General features: G+C 65.9%; 28 protein-coding genes. 15 read left to right on the plus strand and 13 right to left on the minus strand.

Translation table 11 applies throughout. From position 1 onward, the window contains the following. Positions 1-116: 116 nt before the first annotated feature. A complete protein-coding gene (locus tag BLP88_RS15910; RefSeq protein ID WP_245679893.1) occupies positions 117-320 on the minus strand; it encodes a hypothetical protein in 204 nt (67 codons plus the stop codon). A 164-nt stretch (positions 321-484) separates the two neighbouring features. On the opposite strand from BLP88_RS15910, the gene BLP88_RS15915 reads away from it, so the two are divergent. The 6 genes from BLP88_RS15915 to BLP88_RS15940 are packed head-to-tail and all read left to right on the plus strand — an operon-like array spanning position 485 to position 5,586. Next, positions 485-1,492 (plus strand): AAA family ATPase, encoded by a 1,008-nt coding sequence (locus BLP88_RS15915; RefSeq protein WP_074590785.1) that lies wholly within the window; start codon positions 485-487, stop codon positions 1,490-1,492. A gap of 7 nt (positions 1,493-1,499) precedes the next feature. Continuing rightward, positions 1,500-2,411, plus strand: coding sequence for a DUF58 domain-containing protein (locus BLP88_RS15920; protein ID WP_074590787.1), 912 nt, complete (start codon positions 1,500-1,502; stop codon positions 2,409-2,411). Continuing rightward, on the plus strand, positions 2,401-2,865 hold the full coding sequence (locus BLP88_RS15925; protein ID WP_074590788.1) for a hypothetical protein: 465 nt from the start codon (positions 2,401-2,403) through the stop codon (positions 2,863-2,865). The genes BLP88_RS15920 and BLP88_RS15925 overlap by 11 nt, the downstream gene beginning before the upstream one ends. Then, positions 2,856-3,851 (plus strand): vWA domain-containing protein, encoded by a 996-nt coding sequence (locus BLP88_RS15930; protein WP_074590790.1) that lies wholly within the window; start codon positions 2,856-2,858, stop codon positions 3,849-3,851. The genes BLP88_RS15925 and BLP88_RS15930 overlap by 10 nt, the downstream gene beginning before the upstream one ends. Then, complete coding sequence (locus tag BLP88_RS15935; RefSeq protein WP_245679894.1) at positions 3,848-4,867, plus strand: vWA domain-containing protein; 1,020 nt, start codon at positions 3,848-3,850, stop codon at positions 4,865-4,867. The genes BLP88_RS15930 and BLP88_RS15935 overlap by 4 nt, the downstream gene beginning before the upstream one ends. Continuing rightward, positions 4,864-5,586, plus strand: a complete 723-nt coding sequence (locus tag BLP88_RS15940; RefSeq protein ID WP_074590794.1) for a hypothetical protein — start codon at positions 4,864-4,866, stop codon at positions 5,584-5,586. Before BLP88_RS15935 ends, BLP88_RS15940 begins: the two co-directional genes overlap by 4 nt. Positions 5,587-5,694: 108 nt before the next feature. Here BLP88_RS15940 and BLP88_RS15945 read toward each other — a convergent pair whose 3' ends face one another. Both BLP88_RS15945 and BLP88_RS15950 read right to left on the minus strand, forming a co-directional pair. Further along, on the minus strand, positions 5,695-6,201 hold the full coding sequence (locus tag BLP88_RS15945) for a DUF2004 domain-containing protein (protein WP_074590796.1): 507 nt from the start codon (positions 6,199-6,201) through the stop codon (positions 5,695-5,697). 50 nt (positions 6,202-6,251) lie between these two features. Next, entirely contained in the window at positions 6,252-7,229 is a 978-nt protein-coding gene (locus tag BLP88_RS15950; RefSeq protein WP_074590798.1) for a LysR family transcriptional regulator, read from the minus strand. A gap of 507 nt (positions 7,230-7,736) precedes the next feature. Here BLP88_RS15950 and nrdH point away from each other — a divergent pair. The 9 genes from nrdH (at position 7,737) to BLP88_RS15995 (ending at position 14,360) form a co-directional block, all read left to right on the plus strand. Next, entirely contained in the window at positions 7,737-7,979 is a 243-nt protein-coding gene (gene nrdH / locus BLP88_RS15955) for a glutaredoxin-like protein NrdH (RefSeq protein ID WP_074590800.1), read from the plus strand. Between the two features lie 61 nt (positions 7,980-8,040). Beyond that, positions 8,041-8,511 (plus strand): class Ib ribonucleoside-diphosphate reductase assembly flavoprotein NrdI, encoded by a 471-nt coding sequence (gene nrdI, locus BLP88_RS15960; RefSeq protein ID WP_074590802.1) that lies wholly within the window; start codon positions 8,041-8,043, stop codon positions 8,509-8,511. Positions 8,512-8,519: 8 nt separating this feature from the next. Further along, positions 8,520-10,667: a class 1b ribonucleoside-diphosphate reductase subunit alpha gene (nrdE, locus tag BLP88_RS15965; protein WP_074590804.1), complete on the plus strand. Its 2,148-nt coding sequence runs from the start codon at positions 8,520-8,522 to the stop codon at positions 10,665-10,667. Between the two features lie 100 nt (positions 10,668-10,767). Then, positions 10,768-11,742 (plus strand): class 1b ribonucleoside-diphosphate reductase subunit beta, encoded by a 975-nt coding sequence (gene nrdF, locus BLP88_RS15970; protein WP_074590806.1) that lies wholly within the window; start codon positions 10,768-10,770, stop codon positions 11,740-11,742. 237 nt (positions 11,743-11,979) lie between these two features. Next, a complete protein-coding gene (locus tag BLP88_RS15975) occupies positions 11,980-12,696 on the plus strand; it encodes a FadR/GntR family transcriptional regulator (RefSeq protein WP_074590808.1) in 717 nt (238 codons plus the stop codon). 142 nt (positions 12,697-12,838) lie between these two features. After that, positions 12,839-13,324, plus strand: coding sequence for a hypothetical protein (locus BLP88_RS15980; protein ID WP_074590810.1), 486 nt, complete (start codon positions 12,839-12,841; stop codon positions 13,322-13,324). A gap of 137 nt (positions 13,325-13,461) precedes the next feature. Continuing rightward, positions 13,462-13,728 carry a DUF7218 family protein gene (locus BLP88_RS15985; RefSeq protein ID WP_074590811.1) on the plus strand — a complete coding sequence of 89 codons (267 nt, stop codon included), beginning with the start codon at positions 13,462-13,464 and terminating at the stop codon, positions 13,726-13,728. 118 nt (positions 13,729-13,846) lie between these two features. Continuing rightward, positions 13,847-14,113: a GlsB/YeaQ/YmgE family stress response membrane protein gene (locus tag BLP88_RS15990; RefSeq protein WP_074590813.1), complete on the plus strand. Its 267-nt coding sequence runs from the start codon at positions 13,847-13,849 to the stop codon at positions 14,111-14,113. Beyond that, complete coding sequence (locus tag BLP88_RS15995; RefSeq protein ID WP_074590815.1) at positions 14,106-14,360, plus strand: hypothetical protein; 255 nt, start codon at positions 14,106-14,108, stop codon at positions 14,358-14,360. Before BLP88_RS15990 ends, BLP88_RS15995 begins: the two co-directional genes overlap by 8 nt. Before the next feature lie 39 nt (positions 14,361-14,399). Here the strand turns inward: BLP88_RS15995 and BLP88_RS16000 are convergent, their stop codons facing one another. From BLP88_RS16000 to BLP88_RS16040, 10 genes are all read right to left on the minus strand, one after another. Further along, the gene (locus BLP88_RS16000) at positions 14,400-14,762 is read right to left on the minus strand and encodes a PRC-barrel domain-containing protein (RefSeq protein WP_074590816.1); all 363 of its coding nucleotides are present in this window, start codon (positions 14,760-14,762) and stop codon (positions 14,400-14,402) included. Beyond that, entirely contained in the window at positions 14,749-15,138 is a 390-nt protein-coding gene (locus BLP88_RS16005; protein ID WP_245679895.1) for a hypothetical protein, read from the minus strand. Before BLP88_RS16005 ends, BLP88_RS16000 begins: the two co-directional genes overlap by 14 nt. A gap of 26 nt (positions 15,139-15,164) precedes the next feature. Continuing rightward, the gene (locus BLP88_RS16010) at positions 15,165-16,394 is read right to left on the minus strand and encodes an NRAMP family divalent metal transporter (RefSeq protein WP_074590820.1); all 1,230 of its coding nucleotides are present in this window, start codon (positions 16,392-16,394) and stop codon (positions 15,165-15,167) included. Then, positions 16,391-16,891: a hypothetical protein gene (locus tag BLP88_RS16015; protein ID WP_139163424.1), complete on the minus strand. Its 501-nt coding sequence runs from the start codon at positions 16,889-16,891 to the stop codon at positions 16,391-16,393. The genes BLP88_RS16010 and BLP88_RS16015 overlap by 4 nt, the downstream gene beginning before the upstream one ends. Before the next feature lie 37 nt (positions 16,892-16,928). Further along, complete coding sequence (locus BLP88_RS16020) at positions 16,929-17,132, minus strand: hypothetical protein (protein WP_074590824.1); 204 nt, start codon at positions 17,130-17,132, stop codon at positions 16,929-16,931. Between the two features lie 16 nt (positions 17,133-17,148). Further along, positions 17,149-17,313, minus strand: coding sequence for a DUF4175 domain-containing protein (locus BLP88_RS18820; protein ID WP_139163425.1), 165 nt, complete (start codon positions 17,311-17,313; stop codon positions 17,149-17,151). 63 nt (positions 17,314-17,376) lie between these two features. Further along, positions 17,377-17,565 carry a CsbD family protein gene (locus BLP88_RS16025; protein ID WP_074590825.1) on the minus strand — a complete coding sequence of 63 codons (189 nt, stop codon included), beginning with the start codon at positions 17,563-17,565 and terminating at the stop codon, positions 17,377-17,379. 339 nt (positions 17,566-17,904) lie between these two features. After that, positions 17,905-18,879, minus strand: coding sequence for a DMT family transporter (locus BLP88_RS16030; protein ID WP_245679896.1), 975 nt, complete (start codon positions 18,877-18,879; stop codon positions 17,905-17,907). Beyond that, the gene (locus tag BLP88_RS16035; RefSeq protein ID WP_074590827.1) at positions 18,876-19,481 is read right to left on the minus strand and encodes a TetR/AcrR family transcriptional regulator; all 606 of its coding nucleotides are present in this window, start codon (positions 19,479-19,481) and stop codon (positions 18,876-18,878) included. The genes BLP88_RS16030 and BLP88_RS16035 overlap by 4 nt, the downstream gene beginning before the upstream one ends. A gap of 67 nt (positions 19,482-19,548) precedes the next feature. After that, positions 19,549-20,613 (minus strand): PDDEXK nuclease domain-containing protein, encoded by a 1,065-nt coding sequence (locus BLP88_RS16040; protein ID WP_084111300.1) that lies wholly within the window; start codon positions 20,611-20,613, stop codon positions 19,549-19,551. Between the last annotated feature and the right edge of the window lie 156 nt (positions 20,614-20,769).

A 20,769-nucleotide genomic window follows, 5' to 3' on the forward strand; every position in this document is an offset into this window, starting at 1 on the left:
GGCGTGGTCCGGCGCCAAGGCCCTGGAGGGGCGATGCCATCACGGAAGTCCGGGGCGGCGGACGTACCGTGGCGTGAGACCGCACGAGGCGTTTGTGGCGGCAGTGCCGCCGGTATTCAGTCGATGTCCTCCACGATTGTCCCGAAGGGGAGGTTCTCGTCGAGGTGGGCCTGGTGGCCGGTAGGTCCGGGGTTGTAGGAGATCCGGACGCCGTGGAGCCGGTCCGCGGCTGATTGCATCAGAACAGGGCGGATCGTCTGGACGACCCTCTCGCTCTTGCCTTCAAGATACGCCTGGTAACTGTCTGGGAGCTCAATCATGGCTAAAGGATAGCCCTGCGGCCCGTTCATGGGGAGGTCTCCCCATTGCCGCTTCGGGCCAGGACGGCTTGGCTGTTAAGGCCGGTCTCCAGCCCGCCCGCGGCCGGGAGCGCCGGGCCGCCCGGCTGTCATCCGGACGGGAAATCCAGGGGAGGGGACCACGGGTGCTTCAGAACACCGCCACCGTCAGCATTGAGGCGAACGAGATGGCCCGGGCCCAGCAGTTGGTGGCCGCCATTTCGCGGCGTTTCGAAGCCCAGGTAGTGGGCCAGGCCAGGCTGCGGGAGACCCTCCTGATCGCCCTGCTGACCGGTGGACATGTCCTGCTGGAGAGCGTTCCGGGACTGGCCAAGACCACCGCGGCGCAGGCCATCGCGGAGTCCGTCAGCGCCGACTTCCGGCGCATCCAGTGCACCCCGGACCTGCTTCCGAGCGACATCGCCGGCACCCAGATCTACGACGCCGCCCAGGGCACCTTCGTCACGCAGGTCGGCCCCGTCCACGCCAACATCGTGCTCCTCGACGAAATCAACCGCTCCAGCGCCAAGACCCAGAGCGCCATGCTCGAAGCCATGCAGGAACGCCAGACGTCCATCGGCGGGCAGAGCCACCCCCTGCCGTCTCCGTTCCTTGTCCTGGCCACCCAGAACCCGATCGAGCAGGAAGGCACCTACCGCCTGCCCGAAGCCCAGATGGACCGCTTCATGCTCAAGGACGTCCTCGACTACCCGGACCCGGCCGAGGAAGCGGAAATCATCCGGAGGATCGACGCCGGGATTTACAGCGCGACCCGGAAACCACCCGCAGCGGCTTCCCTGGCCGCCGTGGTGGAGGCACAGGAACTGGTGGGCAGGATCTACATCGACCCCGCGATCGTGCGCTACATCGTGGGGATCGCCTATGTGACGCGGAACGCCGCGCAGTATCTGGAACCGCGGTTGGCTTCACTGGTGGAATTCGGCGCGAGCCCGCGGGCCAGCATCGCCTTCAGCCAAGCCGCCCGTGCCCTGGCGCTGCTCAACGGGCGGGGCCACGTGATCCCGGAAGACGTGAAGAACCTCGCCCACCGGGTGCTGCGCCATCGCGTGGTTCTGGGCTTTGACGCTGTCGTGGAAAACATCCCGGTGGAAACAGTCATCGACGCCGTGCTCGCCTCGGTGCAGACCCCCTGAAACGCCCGTGGCCAGCCTTCTCACACGCGTGCAGTCGAAGATGTTCATCTTCGCGCACCGCAAGACCCTCGGCCTGCTCGACGGCGAATACGGCTCCGTTTTCAAGGGCCGGAGCCTGGACTTCGACGAACTCCGTGCCTACACGCCCGGGGACGAGGTCCGCGACATCGACTGGAAAGCGACCGCCCGGCACGGGGCGCCCCTCGTGAAGCGCTACGTCGCCGTGCGGCGGCAGACCGTGCTGCTGGTGGCGGACACCGGACGGAACATGGCGGCGCTCGCGGCCTCGGGGGAATGCAAACGCGACATCGCCGTCCAGGTCCTTGGTGTGCTCGGCTACCTCGCGCACCGGCACGGCGACGTAGTGGGGCTCGTGCACGGCGACGCCGCAGGATCCCGCTCCGTGCCGGCCCGCAGCGGCGAAGACCACCTCGAAAGGCTCCTGCAGGACGTTCACCGCGGCACCGTCCTTGATGGCGGCCCCAGCAGTATCGAACACCAGTTCGACTATGTGCTGCGCAACTTCACGCGGCGGATGCTGCTGGTGGTGGTCGCCGACGAAGTGCTGCCCGACGCCGCCATGGAACTGCAACTGCGCCGCCTCCAGGCCCGGCACGAGGTCCTCTGGTTCACCGTCCACGACACCGAACTGGCAAATCGCGCGGATGCCGACGCCGTCGAGGTGGCAGACGGCTCGGGCATCCCGGAGGCCGTCTCCGCCGACCCAGCGGTCCGTGCCGCCTACCGGCAGGCGATGCTTGAACGCGAACACCGCCGGCAGGAACTCTTCCGGCGTCTCGGGATCGCCGAAGGCGGGGCGGGCAGCAGTGCACAGGTGCTGCCTGAGCTGTTCGCGCTGCTGGCACGCCACAGGTCCCGGCGCAGGGCAGCTTCCAGGGGGCAACGGCATGCGGGATGACGCCGGCTTCTATGCGCCGCTGCACTACGGCGCGCAGTGGATGTGGCTGGGCATTCTGCTGCTCGTGCTGCTGGCCGCAACCTTGGCATGGTTGTTCCGCCCGGCCCGGAAAGCACGACCGGCAGCCAAGCCGGCGGGACAGACGCCGGAGCTGTCCGTCCTCCGGGCGCGCTACCTGGCAGCCATCGATGCCGTCACCGCCGACGCCGCCTCCGGCCGCCTCCCGCACCGCGAGGCCCACCAGCGGCTCAGCCTGCTCCTGCGCGGCTTCGCCGGGGAGGTGCGCGGCATCCCGGCAACGCACATGACTGCCCAGGAACTCCGTGCCCACGGCCTCGGCACGCTCGCCGAGGCCGTTGCCGCCCTGTACCCGGCCCAATTCGCCGCCGCCATGCCCGCCGCCGTGGAAGACTCCGCCGCGTTTGCCCGCCAGGCGGTGCGCACATGGAACTGACCTTCTGGTGGGTCCTTCCCCTCGCCGCTGCAGCGGCCGTGCTCGTCCACTGGCTGGCCGGCCGGCGCACCGGCGGCACCCACGCCCGGCCCGTCGCCCACAGCGAACGCCTCACCACCCTCCCCGAATACCGGCGCGCCCTGCGCCGACACCGCCGCTGGCTCGCAACCGCCGTCGTCTCCGGCTTCCTGCTCTTGGCAGCGACGGCGCTCGCCGCTGCCCGCCCGGCCGAACGCAGCACCACCCAGCCGGAGCTGCGCAACCGGGACATCGTCCTGTGCCTGGACGTCTCCGGCTCAATGGCAAGCACCGACGCCGCCATCACCGGGGTGTTCGAAAAGCTCGCCCGGGAGTTCGACGGCGAACGCATCGGCATGGTCATGTTCGACAGCCGTGCAGTGCAGCTCTTCCCGCTCACCGACGACTACGACTACATCGCCGGCGAACTCGGCGCCGCCCGCAGGGCCTTCGACGACGGCGGCGACGGCTTCTTCAGCGGCACCTGGGGAGGCAGGGGCTCTTCACTCATCGGCGACGGGCTGGCCGGCTGCCTCCGCAGCTTCACTGAGTCGGACAGCAGCTTAGGCGGGAACGGCGCCGCCGAACGTTCACGCAGCGTCATTCTCGCCACGGACAACTACGTATCCGGCGCACCGATCTTCACCCTCGAGCAAGCCGCACAACTGGCAAAGCCCAAAAACGTGAAGATCCACGCACTCAACCCCGGCGACCTCGACTACGGGGAGGACAGGGACCAACCCGGGGCCCGGCTCAGGGCGGTCGCCGAGGGGAGCGGAGGAAGCTACTTTGCGCCCGACAGCCCGGAGGCCGTGCCCGCCATCGTGCAGCAGGTCCAGGAAAGCGAAGCTACCGCCTACCGGGGCGCCGCACAGCTGATCGTTTCGGACCGGCCGGAGGCGCCGCTCCTGGCCGCCCTGCTTGCCGGCGCCGTGTTCCTGGCCGCCGGATGGAGGCTGGAACGGTGAACCCGCTGCCCTTGACCTTCGCTCCCGTGCTGCCGTGGTGGGTCATCGCGGCCCTGGCGCTCGCAGTCGTCGGGTCCGCCGCCGTGATGCTGTCACGCCGGCTGGCGGTGTCCGGAAAAACGGGCGAACGGCGTTCAGTGCTGCTGCGTTCCGCGGCCGCACTGTTCCTACTGGCCGCCGCCCTGCGGCCGGGCTGGCCCGGAGGGGACGCACGCACCGCCACCACCGAACTCGACGTCTTTTTCGTGGTGGACGCCAGCACCAGCATGGCGGCCGAAGACTATGGACGCGCTCCGCGGCTGGACGGCGTCCGCAACGACATCACCGCCATCGCGCGGGAGCTGGCCGGGGCCAAATTCGCTCTCCTGGCCTTTGACGGCACTGCCGGAGTGCGCATGCCGCTGAGCCAGGACGCCGACGCCCTGGCCACGGCCGTGGAGGTGCTGCAGCCGCAGGCTGCCGTGTACGCCCGGGGAAGCAGCGTCACCGCGGCAGGCCCGCTGCTCGGGGAACGGCTCAAGGCCGCCGGGGAACAGCATCCCGGGCGGCCCGCCGTCGTCTTCTACCTGGGCGACGGCGAGAACACCGCCGCACAGCCAACCGCGCCGGATCTGGGCATTGACGCCGGGCTCGTCGCCGGCGGCGCTGTGCTCGGGTACGGCAGCAGCCAGGGCGGGCGGATGAAGGATGCTTCCGGGGACGGCACGTACCTCAGGGAAAACACCGACGGCGGCGCCCGGGACGCGCTGTCACGGATCGACGAGGGGCAGCTCCGCCGGATCGCGGACGGACTCGGAGTCCCGTACGCACACCGGGAACCGGGGGCCGCCCTGGACCCGGCGCTCGGCACCGCCAGGCCGGGGACCCTCAACGCCACGCAGGAAGGCGGCGGGGACCGCACGGAGCTGTACTGGATCTTCGCGCTCCTGGCCTTCGCGGCCGCCCTGCCCGAGCCGGTGCGGCACACCCTGGCATTGAAGCGTCTCCGCGTGCGCCGGCCGGGAGGTGCTGCGTGAGCGCCGTCCGGCAGGTCCGTGGAACGGCCGGGCGAAGGAAGCGCCGGCTGCTGTGGACCGCGTTGCCGGCCGCCGTTGTGCTGGCTGCTTCCGTCAAGCTGCTCTCCCTGGCGCCCCTGGGTGCAGCCGCGGAGGATGCCTTCGGGGACGGCAACGCGCCTGCCCTCGCCGCGGCCGCGGACTGGCTCGGAATTCTCAATCTGGTTGAGCCCTACAAGGCGGACTTCGCCAGGGGAGACGCGTACGCGCTCCGGGGCGATTTCGAGGCGGCCAGGACGTCCTTCGAAACGGCACTGCGGGGCGCACCGGAAAGCGACGGCTGCCGGATCCGCGTCAACCTTGCCCTCAGCATCGAGAAGCTTGGTGATGCACGCCGAAACACGGACGGCGTGGCCGCCAAGGCGTTCTACCTCGACGCGCTGGCCGTCATCAAGGCCGCGCCGCCGGGTTGCTTCGCAGCCGGCGGACGAGGCAACGCCGACGGCGAAGGGAAGCGTCTGTCCGAGGCCGGGGAGCGGCTGCGCGCCAAGACGGACGAACACGGAAGCAAGGGAAACGACGACGGCGACGAACAGGCCGGGGATCCCGCGGCGCGGGAGCAACTGGAACGGCTCGAAGAATCGGAAAGGCAAGCCCAGGAAGAACGCAGGCAGAGCCGCGAACGCAGCGAGTACCTGCAGGACACGGGGCCCGGAGGCCAGGTTGAGCGCCCCTGGTGAGGCCGTCGCGCCGAACTGCTGGAAACCGCCAAGTAGGGAATAGCACCACAGCGAAACGTCGGCCGCTCACCGGAAGGTGGGCGGCCGACGTCGTGGTTTCACGTCTACTTAGGATTCCCAGAGGATTTCGTCGTCCACTACTCCGTCTTCATCGGCGGCCGCCACCAGGATCTCGTCCGTGAAGTGGGAGCCGAGGGTGAAATCGAGGACGAAGTAGCGCTCCGGTTGCCCGGGGTAGATGGCTACATGCCCGAGCTTGAGTGCCTTGAGGAATACGTCATGGGTCAGTTCCTCCTTGTCGCGGACGCCGAACACGGCCTCCAGCTGCTCTTCCTTGAGCTGCGTGGAGTGGAAATGCAGGAACTGCTGCGAGTTGGTGCCCTCCTGCTCGAGTTCGTCGGCGATCATGTCGCGGACCTGCTCGACCAGTTCGGAAAGATAGCCCAGACGGTAGTCCACCTTGTGCAGGGCACGCTCGTCGAAGTGGTCGTGCGCCCCCACATTCAGGTCAAGTTCCAGGGGAGTTCCAGCGAGCTCGTGCGAGGCCACATAGCAGTGTTCACGCCCGTGGTTGAGCTCAATCTCCCCGAAATGTTTGCTCGCTACCTTGCTCATGCCAACAATCTAGACCCAAGGACCAGCCGGTTCCAGCATCCTGCCGGAATTCACTGAGGACGCTGCGGCCGTGACTTTCCGCCCGGCCGCCGGGCCGCCGTCTGCGCCTTGGCCGCCGCACCCAGGGAGGTGCCGCGCAGCGTATCGGCCAGCAATTCCGTGAAGAGTTGCACCTGCGCGGTGCGCTTTTCGTTGATGAGCAGGGCGAAGACGTTGCGGGCCAGCCGGATGTCCGGCACATCCAGGACGACGACGCCGGCCGGCCGGTGCCGCAGCGCAAGTTCCGGTACCAGCGCCGCACCCAGGCCCGCTGCCGCCATTTCGAGGCTGGCGTGGAAGTCGTCACTGTACGCCACGACCCGCGGGTGCAGGTTGCAGCTGGCGAACAATCGCTCGATCACCAAGGCGTCGCTGGTGCCGGGGTGGTGGATGATCCAGGGCATGTCCGAAAGCTGGGATGCCTGCATTTCGGCGTCCTCGCGGATACCCCAGGACGCGGGCAACACCACCCGGAAGTCGTCGTCGCCGATCCACTGGCGGTCCAGGGTATGCGGCCAGGCCAGGCCCGACTGGCCCACCTGGTAAACGAGCGCCACGTCCAGCTCGCCGCCGGTGCGCAGGCCTTGGATTGTCTGGGCGGGCTCAGCCACGGACACCCGCAGTTCGATCCCGAGGTCGTTCCAGCGCGGGTTCCGCAGGATGTCCGGCAGCACGTAGGTGGCCAGGCTGGGGAAGATGCCCAGCCTGAGCTCCTGGGCGGGGGAGTCCTGGCTGCGGGACGCCGCGGCGAGCAGCGCCTCCACGTCGGTGAGGACCTTCGAGGCGTGCCGCACCATGGTGAAGGCGGCCTCGGTGGGCACCACGCTACGGGCGGAACGGTGGAAGAGTTCCACCCCGGTATCGCGCTCCAGCGCCGCCATCTGCTGGGACACCGCCGACGCCGTGTACCCGAGCCGCGTAGCCGCGGCCGCGAAGGATCCAAGCCGCGTCACTTCGAGCAGCGTGCGCAGGTGGAGGAGGTTGACCATCAGGGATCCTTCGGACGGGTCAGGCGTATTTCCGTGCCAAGCCAGTGTAGCCGGGGCACCCCCTCCGAAGCTCCGCTTGGCCGGTGGCCGGGTGGCGCTTTCGCGGGCTTGGCAGGGCCGGGGGGTGATCGCATCCGCCACCTGCCGCGACACGCCCGGCGCGCCGCGACACGCGGGGAGCGAAATGTGATTAACCCATCCACAGGGTGTGGATGGAACGGTCGCTTTTGGCGGATTTCCGGCCATTTTCAGCACCCCTGCCTGTGGACTACCGGTGAGTTAAATGACATACTTGTAATACATCATCTTGGGGTCCGCGCCAGCCGCTTGCACTACATGTAGTATCGATTTACGGATTGGGCGGGAAACCTGCGCAAGACGGACCTAAGACAAAACAGAGCATTGGCTGCCATTGCAGCAAGTGGGCCGGCATCGGATTCAGTTAGTGACCGACACGGGCCTGCCGCATACGAAGAGCATCAGACTTCAACTGAGGGGACAGGGATCATGACCGTCACGGTTTACACGAAGCCGGCCTGTGTTCAGTGCAACGCGACCTACCGGGCGCTGGACAAGAAGGGCATCGCCTACCAGAGCGTTGACATCTCCCAGGATGCCGAGGCCCTCGAGCGGCTGAAGGCCCTTGGCTACATGCAGGCCCCCGTTGTGGTGACCGAGCAGGACCACTGGTCGGGTTTCCGTCCTGACAAGATCGAAGAACTGGCCGTCGCGGCCGCTTCGGTGGCCTAGTTACCGCGACCGGTTCCTGGTATCGGCCGCCACCATGAACTGACAAAGATGAGGTGACCCCATGGCAGCGCTGGCAACAGCACCTGCACGTACCGACGGCGGAGCCGTCAGCACGAGGAGTCACCTCATCTATTTTTCCTCCACATCGGAGAACACCCGGCGCTTTGTCCAGAAACTGGGCAGGGACGCGGCCAGGATCCCCCTGTACGCCAAGGACGCTCCGCTGCTTGCGCTGGAACCCTATGTGCTGGTGGTACCTACGTATGGCGGTACCAACGGGGAAGGCTCGGTGCCCAAGCAGGTCATCAGGTTCCTGAACAACCCGCAGAACAGGGCCCTGATCCGCGGCGTCATCGGAGCCGGGAACACGAACTTCGCGGACAACTACTGCGCTGCCGGCGACATCATCGCCGCAAAATGCAAGGTTCCGCACCTCTATAAATTCGAACTCATGGGAACCCCGGAAGACGTTGACCGGGTGAGCCAAGGATTGGACAAGTTTTGGACACTACTGTCGCAGAAACAGAAGTAACGCCGTCCGTGGAAACCGGCCAGGACAAGAAGCCGCTTCCCCAGGCCTACAAGGGCCTGGGCTATCACGAGCTCAACGCGATGCTGAACCTCTACGGCGCGGACGGCAGGATCCAGTTCGAAGCCGACCGCGAGGCTGCCCACCAGTACTTCCTGCAGCACGTCAACAACAACACCGTGTTCTTCCACGACCTGGAAGAGAAGCTCGACTACCTGGTGAAGAACCAGTACTACGAGCGCGAGACCCTCGACCAGTACACGATGAACTTCATCCGTGAGCTGTTCAACCGCGCCTACAAGAAGAAGTTCCGCTTCGAGACCTTCCTGGGCGCCTTCAAGTTCTACACCTCCTACACGCTGAAGACCTTCGACGGCAAGCGCTTCCTGGAGCGCTACGAAGACCGCGTCTGCATGGTGGCCCTGCACCTGGGCCGCGGCAACGAAGAGCTCGCCACCCGCCTGGTGGACGAGATCATCGACGGCCGCTTCCAGCCGGCCACCCCCACCTTCCTCAACGCCGGCAAGGCCCAGCGCGGCGAGCTGGTCTCCTGCTTCCTGCTGCGCATCGAGGACAACATGGAGTCGATCGCCCGCGGCATCAACTCCGCCCTGCAGCTCTCCAAGCGCGGCGGCGGCGTGGCGCTGTCCCTGACCAACATCCGCGAGCACGGCGCGCCGATCAAGCAGATCGAGAACCAGTCCTCCGGCGTCATCCCGGTCATGAAGCTCCTCGAAGACAGCTTCTCCTACGCCAACCAGCTCGGTGCCCGCCAGGGTGCCGGTGCCGTGTACCTGCACGCCCACCACCCGGACATCTACCGCTTCCTGGACACCAAGCGCGAGAACGCGGACGAAAAGATCCGCATCAAGACCCTCTCGCTGGGCGTCGTGATCCCGGACATCACCTTCGAACTGGCCAAGAAGAACGAGGACATGTACCTGTTCTCGCCGTACGACGTCGAACGCGTCTACGGCGTGCCGTTCTCCGACGTCTCGGTCACCGAGAAGTACTACGAGATGGTGGACGACTCCCGGATCAAGAAGACCAAGATCAACGCCCGCGAGTTCTTCCAGACCCTTGCGGAGATCCAGTTCGAATCCGGCTACCCGTACATCATGTTCGAGGACACTGTGAACCGGGCCAACCCGATCGCCGGCAAGATCACCATGAGCAACCTGTGCTCGGAGATCCTGCAGGTGTCCACGCCGTCCATCTACGGCGAGGACCTCAGCTACGAGACCGTGGGCAAGGACATCTCCTGCAACCTGGGCTCGATGAACATCGCCAAGACCATGGACTCCCCGGACTTCGGCGCCTCGATCGAGACATCCATCCGTGCCCTGTCCGCGGTGTCGGACATGTCCTACATCAACTCGGTGCCGTCCATCGCCCAGGGCAACGCCCAGAGCCACGCGATCGGCCTCGGCCAGATGAACCTGCACGGCTACCTGGCCCGCGAGCGGGTCCACTACGGTTCCGAAGAGGGCCTGGACTTCACCAACATCTACTTCTACACGGTGCTGTTCCACGCCCTGCGCGCGTCCAACAAGCTCGCCATCGAAACGGGGGAGAAGTTCGGCGGTTTCGAGGACTCCAAGTACGCCAGCGGCGAGTTCTTCGACAAGTACACCGAGCAGGAATGGGCTCCGGAAACCGAGCGCGTCCGCGAGCTCTTCGCCGGCCACCACATCCCCACCCAGGATGACTGGCGCGAGCTGAAGGCCTCCGTCATGGAGCACGGCATCTACAACCAGAACCTGCAGGCCGTGCCGCCCACCGGTTCCATCAGCTACATCAACAACTCCACCTCGTCGATCCACCCGGTGGCCGCCAAGATCGAAATCCGCAAGGAAGGCAAGATCGGCCGCGTCTACTACCCGGCGCCGTACCTCACCAACGACAACCTGGACTACTACCAGGACGCGTACGAGATCGGCTACGAGAAGATCATCGACACCTACGCCGCCGCCACGCAGCACGTGGACCAGGGCCTGTCCCTGACGCTGTTCTTCAAGGACACCGCCACCACGCGTGACATCAACAAGGCGCAGATCTACGCCTGGCGCAAGGGCATCAAGACGCTCTATTACATCCGCCTCCGCCAGCTCGCGCTGGAAGGGACCGAGGTTGAGGGTTGCGTTTCGTGCATGCTCTGACCCTCCCGCAAGCGGGGAACCAAAACTGAAGAGTACGACGCCGGGTGAGCGCCCGGCGTCGTACGCTTACCTTAAAGAACACATACGTTAAGGGGACGAAATGACCGAAAAGGTCAAGCTGCTCAGCCACGTCGAAGCGATCAACTGGAACCGCATCCAGGATGACAAGGACGTGGAGGTGTGGAACCGCCTGGTCAACAACTTCTGGCTGCCTGAGAAGGTGCCGCTGTCCAATGACGTCCAGTCCTGGCACACGCTCACCCCGGAGGAGCAGCAGCTCACCATGCGCGTGTTCACGGGCCTGACGCTGCTGGACACCATCCAGGGCACCGTTGGCGCCGTGTCGCTCATCCCGGACGCGCTCACCCCGCACGAGGAGGCCGTGTACACGAACATCGCCTTCATGGAATCGGTGCACGCCAAGAGCTACTCCTCGATCTTCTCCACCCTGTGCTCCACCAAGGAGATCGACGACGCCTTCCGCTGGTCCCTCGAGAACGAGAACCTGCAGAAGAAGGCGCAGATCGTCATGGACTACTACCAGGGCGACGACCCCCTGAAGCGCAAGGTGGCCTCCACCCTGCTGGAGAGCTTCCTGTTCTACTCGGGCTTCTACCTGCCCATGTACTGGTCCTCGCGCGCCAAGCTCACGAACACCGCCGACCTGATCCGCCTCATCATCCGCGACGAGGCCGTTCACGGCTACTACATCGGCTACAAGTTCCAGAAGGGCCTGGAGAAGGTCTCCGAGGAGAAGCGCCAGGAAATCAAGGACTACACCTTCGAACTGCTCTTCGAGCTATACGAAAACGAAGTCCAGTACACGCACGACCTCTACGACGGCGTCGGCCTGGCCGAGGACGTCAAGAAGTTCCTGCACTACAACGCCAACAAGGCCCTCATGAACCTCGGCTACGAGGCCATGTTCCCGGCCTCCGTCACCGACGTGAACCCGGCCATCCTCTCGGCGCTGTCCCCGAACGCGGACGAGAACCACGACTTCTTCTCCGGTTCCGGCTCCTCCTACGTGATCGGCAAGGCCGTGAACACCGAGGACGAGGACTGGGAGTTCTAAGCTCCTCACTTGAGTCAGCCGAAGTGCTGGCGAATGCTTGACGATAACTAAATCGGTGTGGCTGGCTGCCCTTGGCAGCCGGCCACATTGCGTTCCGGCAGTCGTGGCCATGCGGCCCTGTCCGGTGGTGTGCTTCCCCAGAGCCCGGAAAACAGCCGGTGGTCTTAAAGAAACCAAGCGGTGACATTCTCGCGCACATTCTTGACCCGGCAATGTGCATCATGTCAGGCTCGAGACATGAGCAACCTGTTGGACAGCTGGACAGCCGATCAGGGGCCGCTGGTGCGGGTGGGAGCCGCAGAAGGGGTCCTTGCGGCCCTGCGTTCGGCCATCGAGAGCGGGAAGCTCCCGGTGGGAACGAAGCTTGAATCCGAGGCCATGCTGGCGCAGCGGTTCGGGGTGTCCCGGACGATGGTCCGGGAGGCTCTCCGGTCATTGGCGTCGCTTGGCCTGACGGCGACTCAGACCGGCAAGGGAACGTTCGTGGTCGCCGACCAAGCGGAGCAGGACCTTCGGCTCGGCAGGTATTCGGCGCGTCAGTTGATGGAGGCGAGGCCGCACATTGAGATTCCGGCTGCCGGCCTGGCCGCGCAGCGCCGGAGTTCCGAGGACCTCGAAGGCCTCCGGGAGATCCTGGACGCCATGGACGCCGAGGAGGAGCTCTCCCAATGGGTGGTGCTGAATTCGGAGTTCCATGCCCGGATCGCCAGGGCCAGCGGGAACGGCGTGTTCGCCACCATGCAGGCAGACATCGAAGACGCGATGTCCAAGCAGTCCAACACCCTGAACCAGGTCCTTGACCGCAGGAAGGAATCAGGGGCCGAGCACCACGCCATTTTCGAAGCGATTGAGCGCGGTTCCGCGGACGAGGCAACTCTGGCCATGATGCTGCACCTGCAGGGAGTCGAAATCGCCGTCGAGACCGTTACCGGTAAGGACACTCAGGACCTTTAGCACGCTTCGTGCCAGCGCCACCCGCACCGCCTGAATTTCCCGGAACTGAAACGCACAGTCCCGGGGGCAATTCGCCATGCCCGAAACCGCGAACAGGCACAATGACGTGCTGTTTGCGGCAGAAACCAAGGAGTAGGAAACCGTGACCCAAGCAACCATCCAGGAGCCGGAACCACAAACCGCCCGCCCGGTCCCCGCAGCGAAGACCAGGCACACCCGGCTGCACGCCCAGATCATCAGCTATCTTGCCCGCCACGGGGCCAGCAGGCTCTCGCATATCCTCACCGAGGTCGACGTCTGCCGGGAGACCCTCCTTGTGCACTTGGCTCTTCTCGAGGAATCGGGAATCATCCAGTGCGACCGTCCCAAAGGCGCCCGACGCCGTTCCACTCCGTTCTATTCGCTCCGCCGGCCCGCGTCCCGCCACAGTCTCCGGAAAGACCCCCAGATGAACCTCACAGCACGCATCAAGGAAGCCTCCGACGGGAAAATCGCCGTGACCGTGGACGAGATGCCGGAAATGCTGGTCCATTCGCGCACCTTCGAAGGCATCCCGGCCGCCGTCGTGACGGCTGCCCGGGCGCGTCACGAAGCGGAGGACGGCTTCACTGTGCAGGTCGTGATCTAGGTCCGCCACCCGGCGGGTGAGGTGCAAGGCGGGGCGGGGGTTATGCCGTGAGTGTCTGCGGCCTAGACTGAAGCACGAGACCAATGTCTCCGGGACAGGCCTGAGTAAGCCAAGTAGCTGACGGAAGGAACTGAACCATGCCAGGGAAAAAGACCCCGAGCCTGAAAGACCCAGAGCTCTACGAGGAGCTGCGCGACGAGGGCGCCTCAAAGGAGAAGGCAGCCCGCATCTCGAACGCCGCCGCCAAAGAAGGCCGGAAAAAGGTAGGCAGCCGCGGCGGCAACGCCACCGACTATGAGGACCGCACTGTCCCGGAGCTGAAGGCCCGGGCCAAGGAACTGGGCCTGAAGGGCTACTCCTCCAAGACCAAAGCCCAACTCATCGACGCAATTCGCAACCATTAGCCGTACGCCCCTGAGCCACCAGCCAGGGCTAGCGGAACAGTCCCGGCCCGCGAAAGCCGCGGGCCGCCGTCGGACGGTCACAATCCGCCCGGCAAACCCCAAAGGAAGCGAGAACATCATGGGATTCTTCGGATTCCTCCTGCTCGGCCTGATCGCCGGCGCGATCGCCAAACTGCTCATTCCCGGAAGGCAGGGCGGCGGCTGGTTCATCACCTTGATCCTGGGCGTGCTCGGGGCAATACTGGGTGGCTGGATCGGCGGGCTCATCTTCAACTCCGGGCTGCAGGAGTTCTTCTCACTGCAGACCTGGCTGCTCGCGATCGGCGGCTCCGTGATCGTCCTATTGATCTACGGCCTGATCGTCGGGCGTAGAAGCCATGTCTGAGGAAGCAACCACCGGAGACCGGCGGGATATCCCGCCGGAGGACGAGGAGCGGGGCCGCTACACCGAAGGCAACTACGGTGACGGCGGGGCGGTCGCAGCCGAAGACGGAGATGCCGCGCGGGATGAAAACGACTACACCGCTGCCGAGTACCCGGAGGACAGGGAAGAAAGCGCGCGGGAAAGCAATCCCGGCAACGAGCCGGTGGGGGAGGACCCCGACCTCGCGCCCCGGGCTCCAGACGAATAACCCGGGCGAAGGTACGAGTAAGGAGTACGGGTAGGATGGTCAGCGCTGCGGCGCCTGTCCCGGTCCTGCACCCTGCAGGCCGGGATGGTAGGCGGTGAACCCTTCACGCAGCCTGACCGTCTCCGGCCCCATGATTTCGATGTCCTCCCACAGGACAAGGAATGATCCCCGGTGCCACCACTTCAGTATCTGGGCGATCGGCCACGGCCGGGTGACATCGTTGCGCTCATAGCCCATGAATGACCCGGCGGAATGCGGGCTGACGATCAGCCCTTGGAGGCGCGCCCCGGCCAGCAACTGTCCGGGCGGTTGGTCCAGTACGAAGCGGGCGTCCGCCACGCGGCCCAGGAGATCCCCCTCGGAGTTCAGCACACGTGAGCCGAGGACGTCAGTCAGGATCATGCTTCCCCCCAGGTATCCGCCGGATGATCTTGTCCCGGACCCAGCGCTCCACCCAACTCGCGGAAAGGCTTTCACTGCGCACGCCCAGCCGGACGGTGACATCGACCGCGGACACGTCGTGCCACGGCAGGCGGATGAGACGGCTCGACGGCGGCCGCCCGCCGAAAATCCGCGTGCCAAGGACCGGTCCCGTCAGGAGGGCCGAGATCACCGGCGCCCTGGCGCCGAGGGAAATCGGGAGATCCGCCTCGACGCCCTCCAGTTCGATGTCGTCGACGGTGGTGACGGGAAGTCCGTCGACGTCGATCACCTGCCGGTCCAGCAGATGGAGCTGGGCGTCGAGCACCGGGCCGCCAACTGAGGGCGGAGACTTCAATGAAGTGGGCGTATTCCGCGGTCTGTTCATGCGCCGGCTCCGGTAATGATCAGGAGGGGAATCGCGGCCAGGGAAGCTACAAGGATGATCACCAGGTAGACGTTGGCAGCCAGGTTGACGGCGCGGCTGTTGACGTGTTTGCCCATGTATTGCGGGTCGTTGGCAACGATGAGGATCGGTAGATAGGTGAGGGGCAGGGCCACGGCCGAGAAGACCACCGAATACTCGGTGATGAGAATTGGGTCCGCGCCCGTGGCCAGCACCCCTATCGCCACCACCAGGCAGATGATCATCGACAGGTGGAAGCGGGCTGCACGTACGGGACGGCGGAACTTCCCCCACGACCAGCCGAAGAACTGGGCCAGCGTGTAGCCGCTGGACAGGGTGGTTTCGAGGGCGGCGCCGAAGGTCGCGGCCAGGATGCCGATCAGCGCGAGAGCCAGGGCGAGTTTTCCGCCTGCCTCAGCCACCGGCAGGACGATCTGCGACAACGACGTCACCTCGATGCCCGCCGGCAGCAGGACGACGGCGGCGCACCCGGCGATGGCCACGGAGAGGAGGCCGCCAAGGGGGAACCCGGCCAGCACATTGATGCGCGACTGGACCAGGTCCTTGACCTTCCACCCTTCCTCGACGGCGCCGGAGGAGAAGAAGAACACTTCGTACGGCGTCATGGCTGCGCCGAACAAGGCGATCGCGTAGAACCAGTACACCGCAGCGCTCTCGGTCTGGGGGACGGCGGGGGCCATGGCTTGTCCGGCAAGCTGGCCCCAGTCCGGCTGCAGCAGGAACAGCGCCACGCCGAACACCACCAAGCAGAGTCCCAGCAGGCCGGCAACGTTCTCCATGATCTTGAAGCGCACCCGCCAGATCACCAGCCACACCGCGAAGGCCCCCACGGGAATCCAAAGCAGGTGGTGGATGCTCGTGACCAGTTGCAGCGCCAGGGCGATGCCGCCGATTTCGGCCGTGACAGTCATCAGGTTGATGAAAAAGGAAGCGCCGAGGTTGGCCAGCCCGGCGCGTGGCCCGAGCCGCTCGCGGATAACCTCGAAGGTTGCCCTCCCCGATACGGCCGCCACCCTGCCGGACATGTTCGCGAATAGGCAGATGCCCACCACGCCAACGCCCACCACCCAGATGAGCGACAGGCCAAAACGGGAGCCGACGACGGCGTTGGTCACCAGATCGCCGATATCGACGAACCCGCCGATCGCCGTCAGGATCCCGAGGGCGACGCCCAGGAGCCGTTTCACCGGCCCGTCCCGAGGCGTTGCCGGAGCGTTTCAAGCTCTTTTGCGGAGGCGGCCAACGCCGCGCGGGCATTGGCCAGGGAAGGCGGGTTGTCGGGGCCGGCGGACGTGTCCTTCGACGCCAACGTCTGGCGGGCAAGGCTGAGTGCGCCCTGCGCGCGCTCCAGTGCTGCGTCCACTTCGCGGTGCAAAGCCCGTTCATCGGTGGTGGCGGGCACGTTGTCGAGGAATTCTTTCCGGACCGTGTCTAGTTCTTCGGCCATGTCCTCCAGGCCAGTCTCGACGACCGGGGTTCCTGCGCGTTCCTTCGCCAGGAGGTCGAGCGAGAGGACGCCGGTGCCTACCGCGGAGGCGCCCTGGTTGACCGCGGACGCTGCGGCCTGGTCCACCGGCGCCGAGCAGGCAATCACGGACTGGCTCAAGGCGCAGAGCAGGACGGCCGCGGACACGAAGCGTCCGAGCGGCCGTCCTGGCATTTGGTGGGGTTCAGTGCTGCTCACGAACGATCCTCAGCGTCGCGGGAGCGGGTCGTCCCGGTCAGGGGGAGGGTTGCGGCAGTTCGCACCCCATCCGGGGATTCACGCCCAGGTAGTTCAGGGGGCCGGTAACTATCACCACCGCGATGGTCGCGGCCTGTGAACAGCGTTCCGGCGGTTCCCGGAAGTAACCACGCTGGGCTGCCGCGACAACCCCCAGGACCAGCCACAGAATGACCAGGATCCCGAGGGCGCCGCGGAACATGCGCACGGGTGCCTCGCTACGGAACCCGGCTGCCCCTGGAACGGCCGAGGATCCAGCCCAGCAGGGCGAGGACCAGCAGGATCACGCCGACCCAGAGGAGGAAGCTGAGGGCCTGGTTGAACCCTCCGACAAGCAGCAGAACGATCGCGATGATGCCCGCGATAACCAACAAAGTATTCATGACCGGTGTTCCTTTCGGATGGGGGATGGTCGGCTGCGTTCCCGATGCAACGGGATGCAGAACCTAGTCCCGATCGAACGCATCCTTCGCGGCGTCCTTGACCTTCTCCCCGGCCTGCTTCACGTTCGCTTTCATCTGGTCGGCCTGGCCCTCGGCTTCGAGTTCTTCGTTGTCCGTGGCGTCTCCGGCCTTTTCCTTGACCTTGCCGGCTGCCTCTTCGGCGGCATTCCTGATCTTGTCATCCAGTCCCATGGGGTACTCCTATGGTCTCTTTGAACAGTCGGTGCTTTTTGCACCCAGTAGATATTATAAGCCTGCTTAGTAATTATGGGGAAGGCTGCACGTGCGCTGCGGGCGATTCGCGGCGGGGCCGGGGCTTCGGCATCCGGAGGCTGCGCCAGGTAATCACGGCGAGCAGGAGGGCTGCTATAAGGATGGCGGCGGGCAGCCACTTTCGCTTGAGTCTTCGGGTTTTGAGAGATGGGCGTTGGCGCATATGGTCTCCGAACCGAGGTTGGGTTCAGGGTACGCCGGGATGCCGGACGGCCGGAACGCCTGACGCCGGAGCCCGGGTTTGGAGGGAATCGCGGTTCAGCGGCGGGCCGCTGCCTCCGGGAGGTGGGTTCCGCCGTCGCCTGCTTGTTCTTCCCGTCGGCGCCCTGGGGCGGGGAGCGTCAGAACGAAGAGGCTCCCGGTGATGAGCGCGGCGCCCGTCCACGCCACCGGGGCAAGCCGCTCACCTACTACTACGACAGCCAGGATGGCGGCCACCACGATTTCGGAAAGCGTCAGCGTGGTGGCGGTGCTGGCCGTGACACGTGCCAGGCCCCAGCCAAACAGTACGTAGCCAATGAACATCGGCACCGCCGCCATGTAGGCGCCAACCGCCAGGTTTTGCCAGGAAGCCACCAGCGGAGCACCCGTCACCGCCAGCACAGGCATCAGGAGCATGCCTCCCGCACCGAAGACCGCACCCATGGCCGCCGCCGAAGGGATTCCCGTGGTGATCAGGCGGTGGGCGGCCCAGGAATAGGCCGCATAGCTGAGCCCCGCGAGCAACCCCAAGCAGATGCCGAGGCCGGGCGTCCAGCCCGGGCTCTCCATCCCGGGTGCGGCGTGGGCTGGTCCGGCCAGGCACAAGAGCAGCGCTCCGCCCAGGCCGAGAGCCGCACCGAACGCCCAGCGGACGGTGAACGGCCGCTTGTCCGCGATGCGTTCGATGACGGCTGATGCGAGGGGAGCGGAACCCAGCGAAACCACGGTCCCGATCGCCACCCCGGCCAGCCGCATGGAGGAATAGAAGGCCAGTGGGTACACGGCGACGGCGACGGCGCCAAGGGCCAGGACGGGCCGGCCTCGGGTGAGTGCTGAACGGAAGGCGGCGATAGGCCGGGCGGCGATCCCTGCCTGAAGCAAGCCGCCGATACCCATCGCGGCCGCGCCGATGGCAAGCGAACCCACCTCGGGGGCGAAGCTTGCAGCCGTTCCGGTGGTGCCCCACAGGACGGACGCAAGGAGGATTGCGAGGGCGCCCCATCCCGGGCCGGCGAAACCCGGGGTCCTCACGATGCGCCGATCAGGTCCGCAGCGAGCCGCCGTGCATCCCGGATGCATTGGTCATTGCCTTCGAGTCCGGCCCGGGCCATTGCCCCTTCCAGCAGGAACGCGAGGTGCCGCGCGAGCGGGGCTGCATTGGCGGCCTCCGGATGGAGCTCCGAGAGGTGCGCCGAAAGCAAGGCTTCAACCTCTTCCTTGTGGCGGCGGACCGTTTCCCGGCCGGGATCGCCTGCGGGCAGTTCGGCGGCGGCATTGAGCAGTCCGCAGCCGCGGAAGCCGCGGTCGTAAGCCAGGCCGGCATGGTCGGCGTAGGCATCGAACACGGCAAGGACCCGTTCCGTGGCGTTGCCGGCGCGCCCGAGCCGTGCGCGGTAGAGCGCCAGCCACTCCGCGTGCCGGGCCTCCAAATAGGCACCAACCAATTCGGCCTTCGAGGCGAAATTGTTGTAGAGGCTCTTCTTGGCGACCCCGGCCTCGGCCGTGATCGCGTCGATGCCGGTCCCGGCCAGGCCGTCGGCGTAGAAGCGCCGGGCGGCTGCCTGGAGCAGGGCTTCGCGCGCCCACCTGCGGGGCTGAGTGCCTGATGGCCGATCCTGACCTGCTGCCGTCATCGCTACGGATCCCTCCCAGTTGGTAGGTAGACCAGTCTACCTACCAACTGACGGCGGTGGCCAGGCCCTATTCGGCTCCCTGGCGGCGGAGCTCGGTTTCCAGCAGGCTGATGCTCGGCAGCGTGGAGGCGAATTCCTCGGGGAGGGAAGCAACGATTTCGGCCTCCCACTCCGCTACGCCGATCGGTTTGCTGAAGCCCCGCAGCGCGTACTCGGCCACCACGTTGTTCTTCGTCCTGCACAACAAGAGGCCGATGGTCGGCTGGTCGTCCGGATGCCCCAGCAAGTCATCGACGGCGGACATGTACAGGTTGATCTGCCCCAGGTATTCGGGCTTGAACGCGGTGGCCTTGAGCTCGACGACGACGAAGGAGCGCAGCTTGAAGTTGTAGAAGAGCAGATCGGCATAGAACTCGTCGCCGTCGACGGTGAGGCGGACCTGGCGGCCCACGAACGCGAAACCGCGGCCCAGTTCCAGCAGGAACTTTTCGACGTGCACGATCAGCTGGTGCTCCAGGTCCCGTTCGTTCCGCTTTCCGGTCATCGCCACGAAGTCGAAGACATACGGGTCCTTGAAGGACTGCACCGCCAGGTCCGATCCCGGCGGGGGAAGGGTCTCCCTGAAGTTGGTGACCGCCTTGCCCGAACGCTTGTGGGCCTTGCTGTCGATCTGCAATGCCAGGACGCTGCGCGACCAGCCTTCCGTGAGGGCCTGTTCGGCGTACCAGAGGCGGCTCTCCCGTTGGTCCAGTTTGTCGATCAGGAGGACGTTGTGGCCCCACGGCAATGTTGCAACAGGCTGTTGCAAGATCGGGAAGTCAGGCCACGCCTGGGCGAAGGACTTCATGTAGCGCAGGTTGCGGGGGGAGAACCCCTTTGCCTCGGGGAACGCGGCGCGCACATCCGCCGAGAGCCGGGTGACGACCTTGCTGCCCCATCCTTCCGCGGATTCGCGCTGGGACAGTTCGTTGCCGATGTTCCAGTAGGCCAGCAGCATTTCCCGGTTGGCCGCGGAGATGGCCCGCGACCGGCCGCCGTGGACCTGCCGCGACACCGAGGCGAGCAACTCCGGGTACCAGGCGGGCATGGCGGTCGCGGCGGGGGTGGCTTCGAAATGCGCTGTTTCAGTCATGCAGGCGGTTCCTTCCGGGAATCGGGTTCACCGGGAAAGCTAGCGCGCACCACTGACAATCACCGCCGTCGGATAAAGGCGGCGCTTCCCCTGGGCTCCCCGAGACTCCTGAGCCGATGCCATTCCCTCGGCGCCCCGAGACTCCTACGCTGATGT

This window comes from Arthrobacter cupressi (assembly GCF_900099975.1).
Lineage (GTDB): Bacteria > Actinomycetota > Actinomycetes > Actinomycetales > Micrococcaceae > Arthrobacter > Arthrobacter cupressi.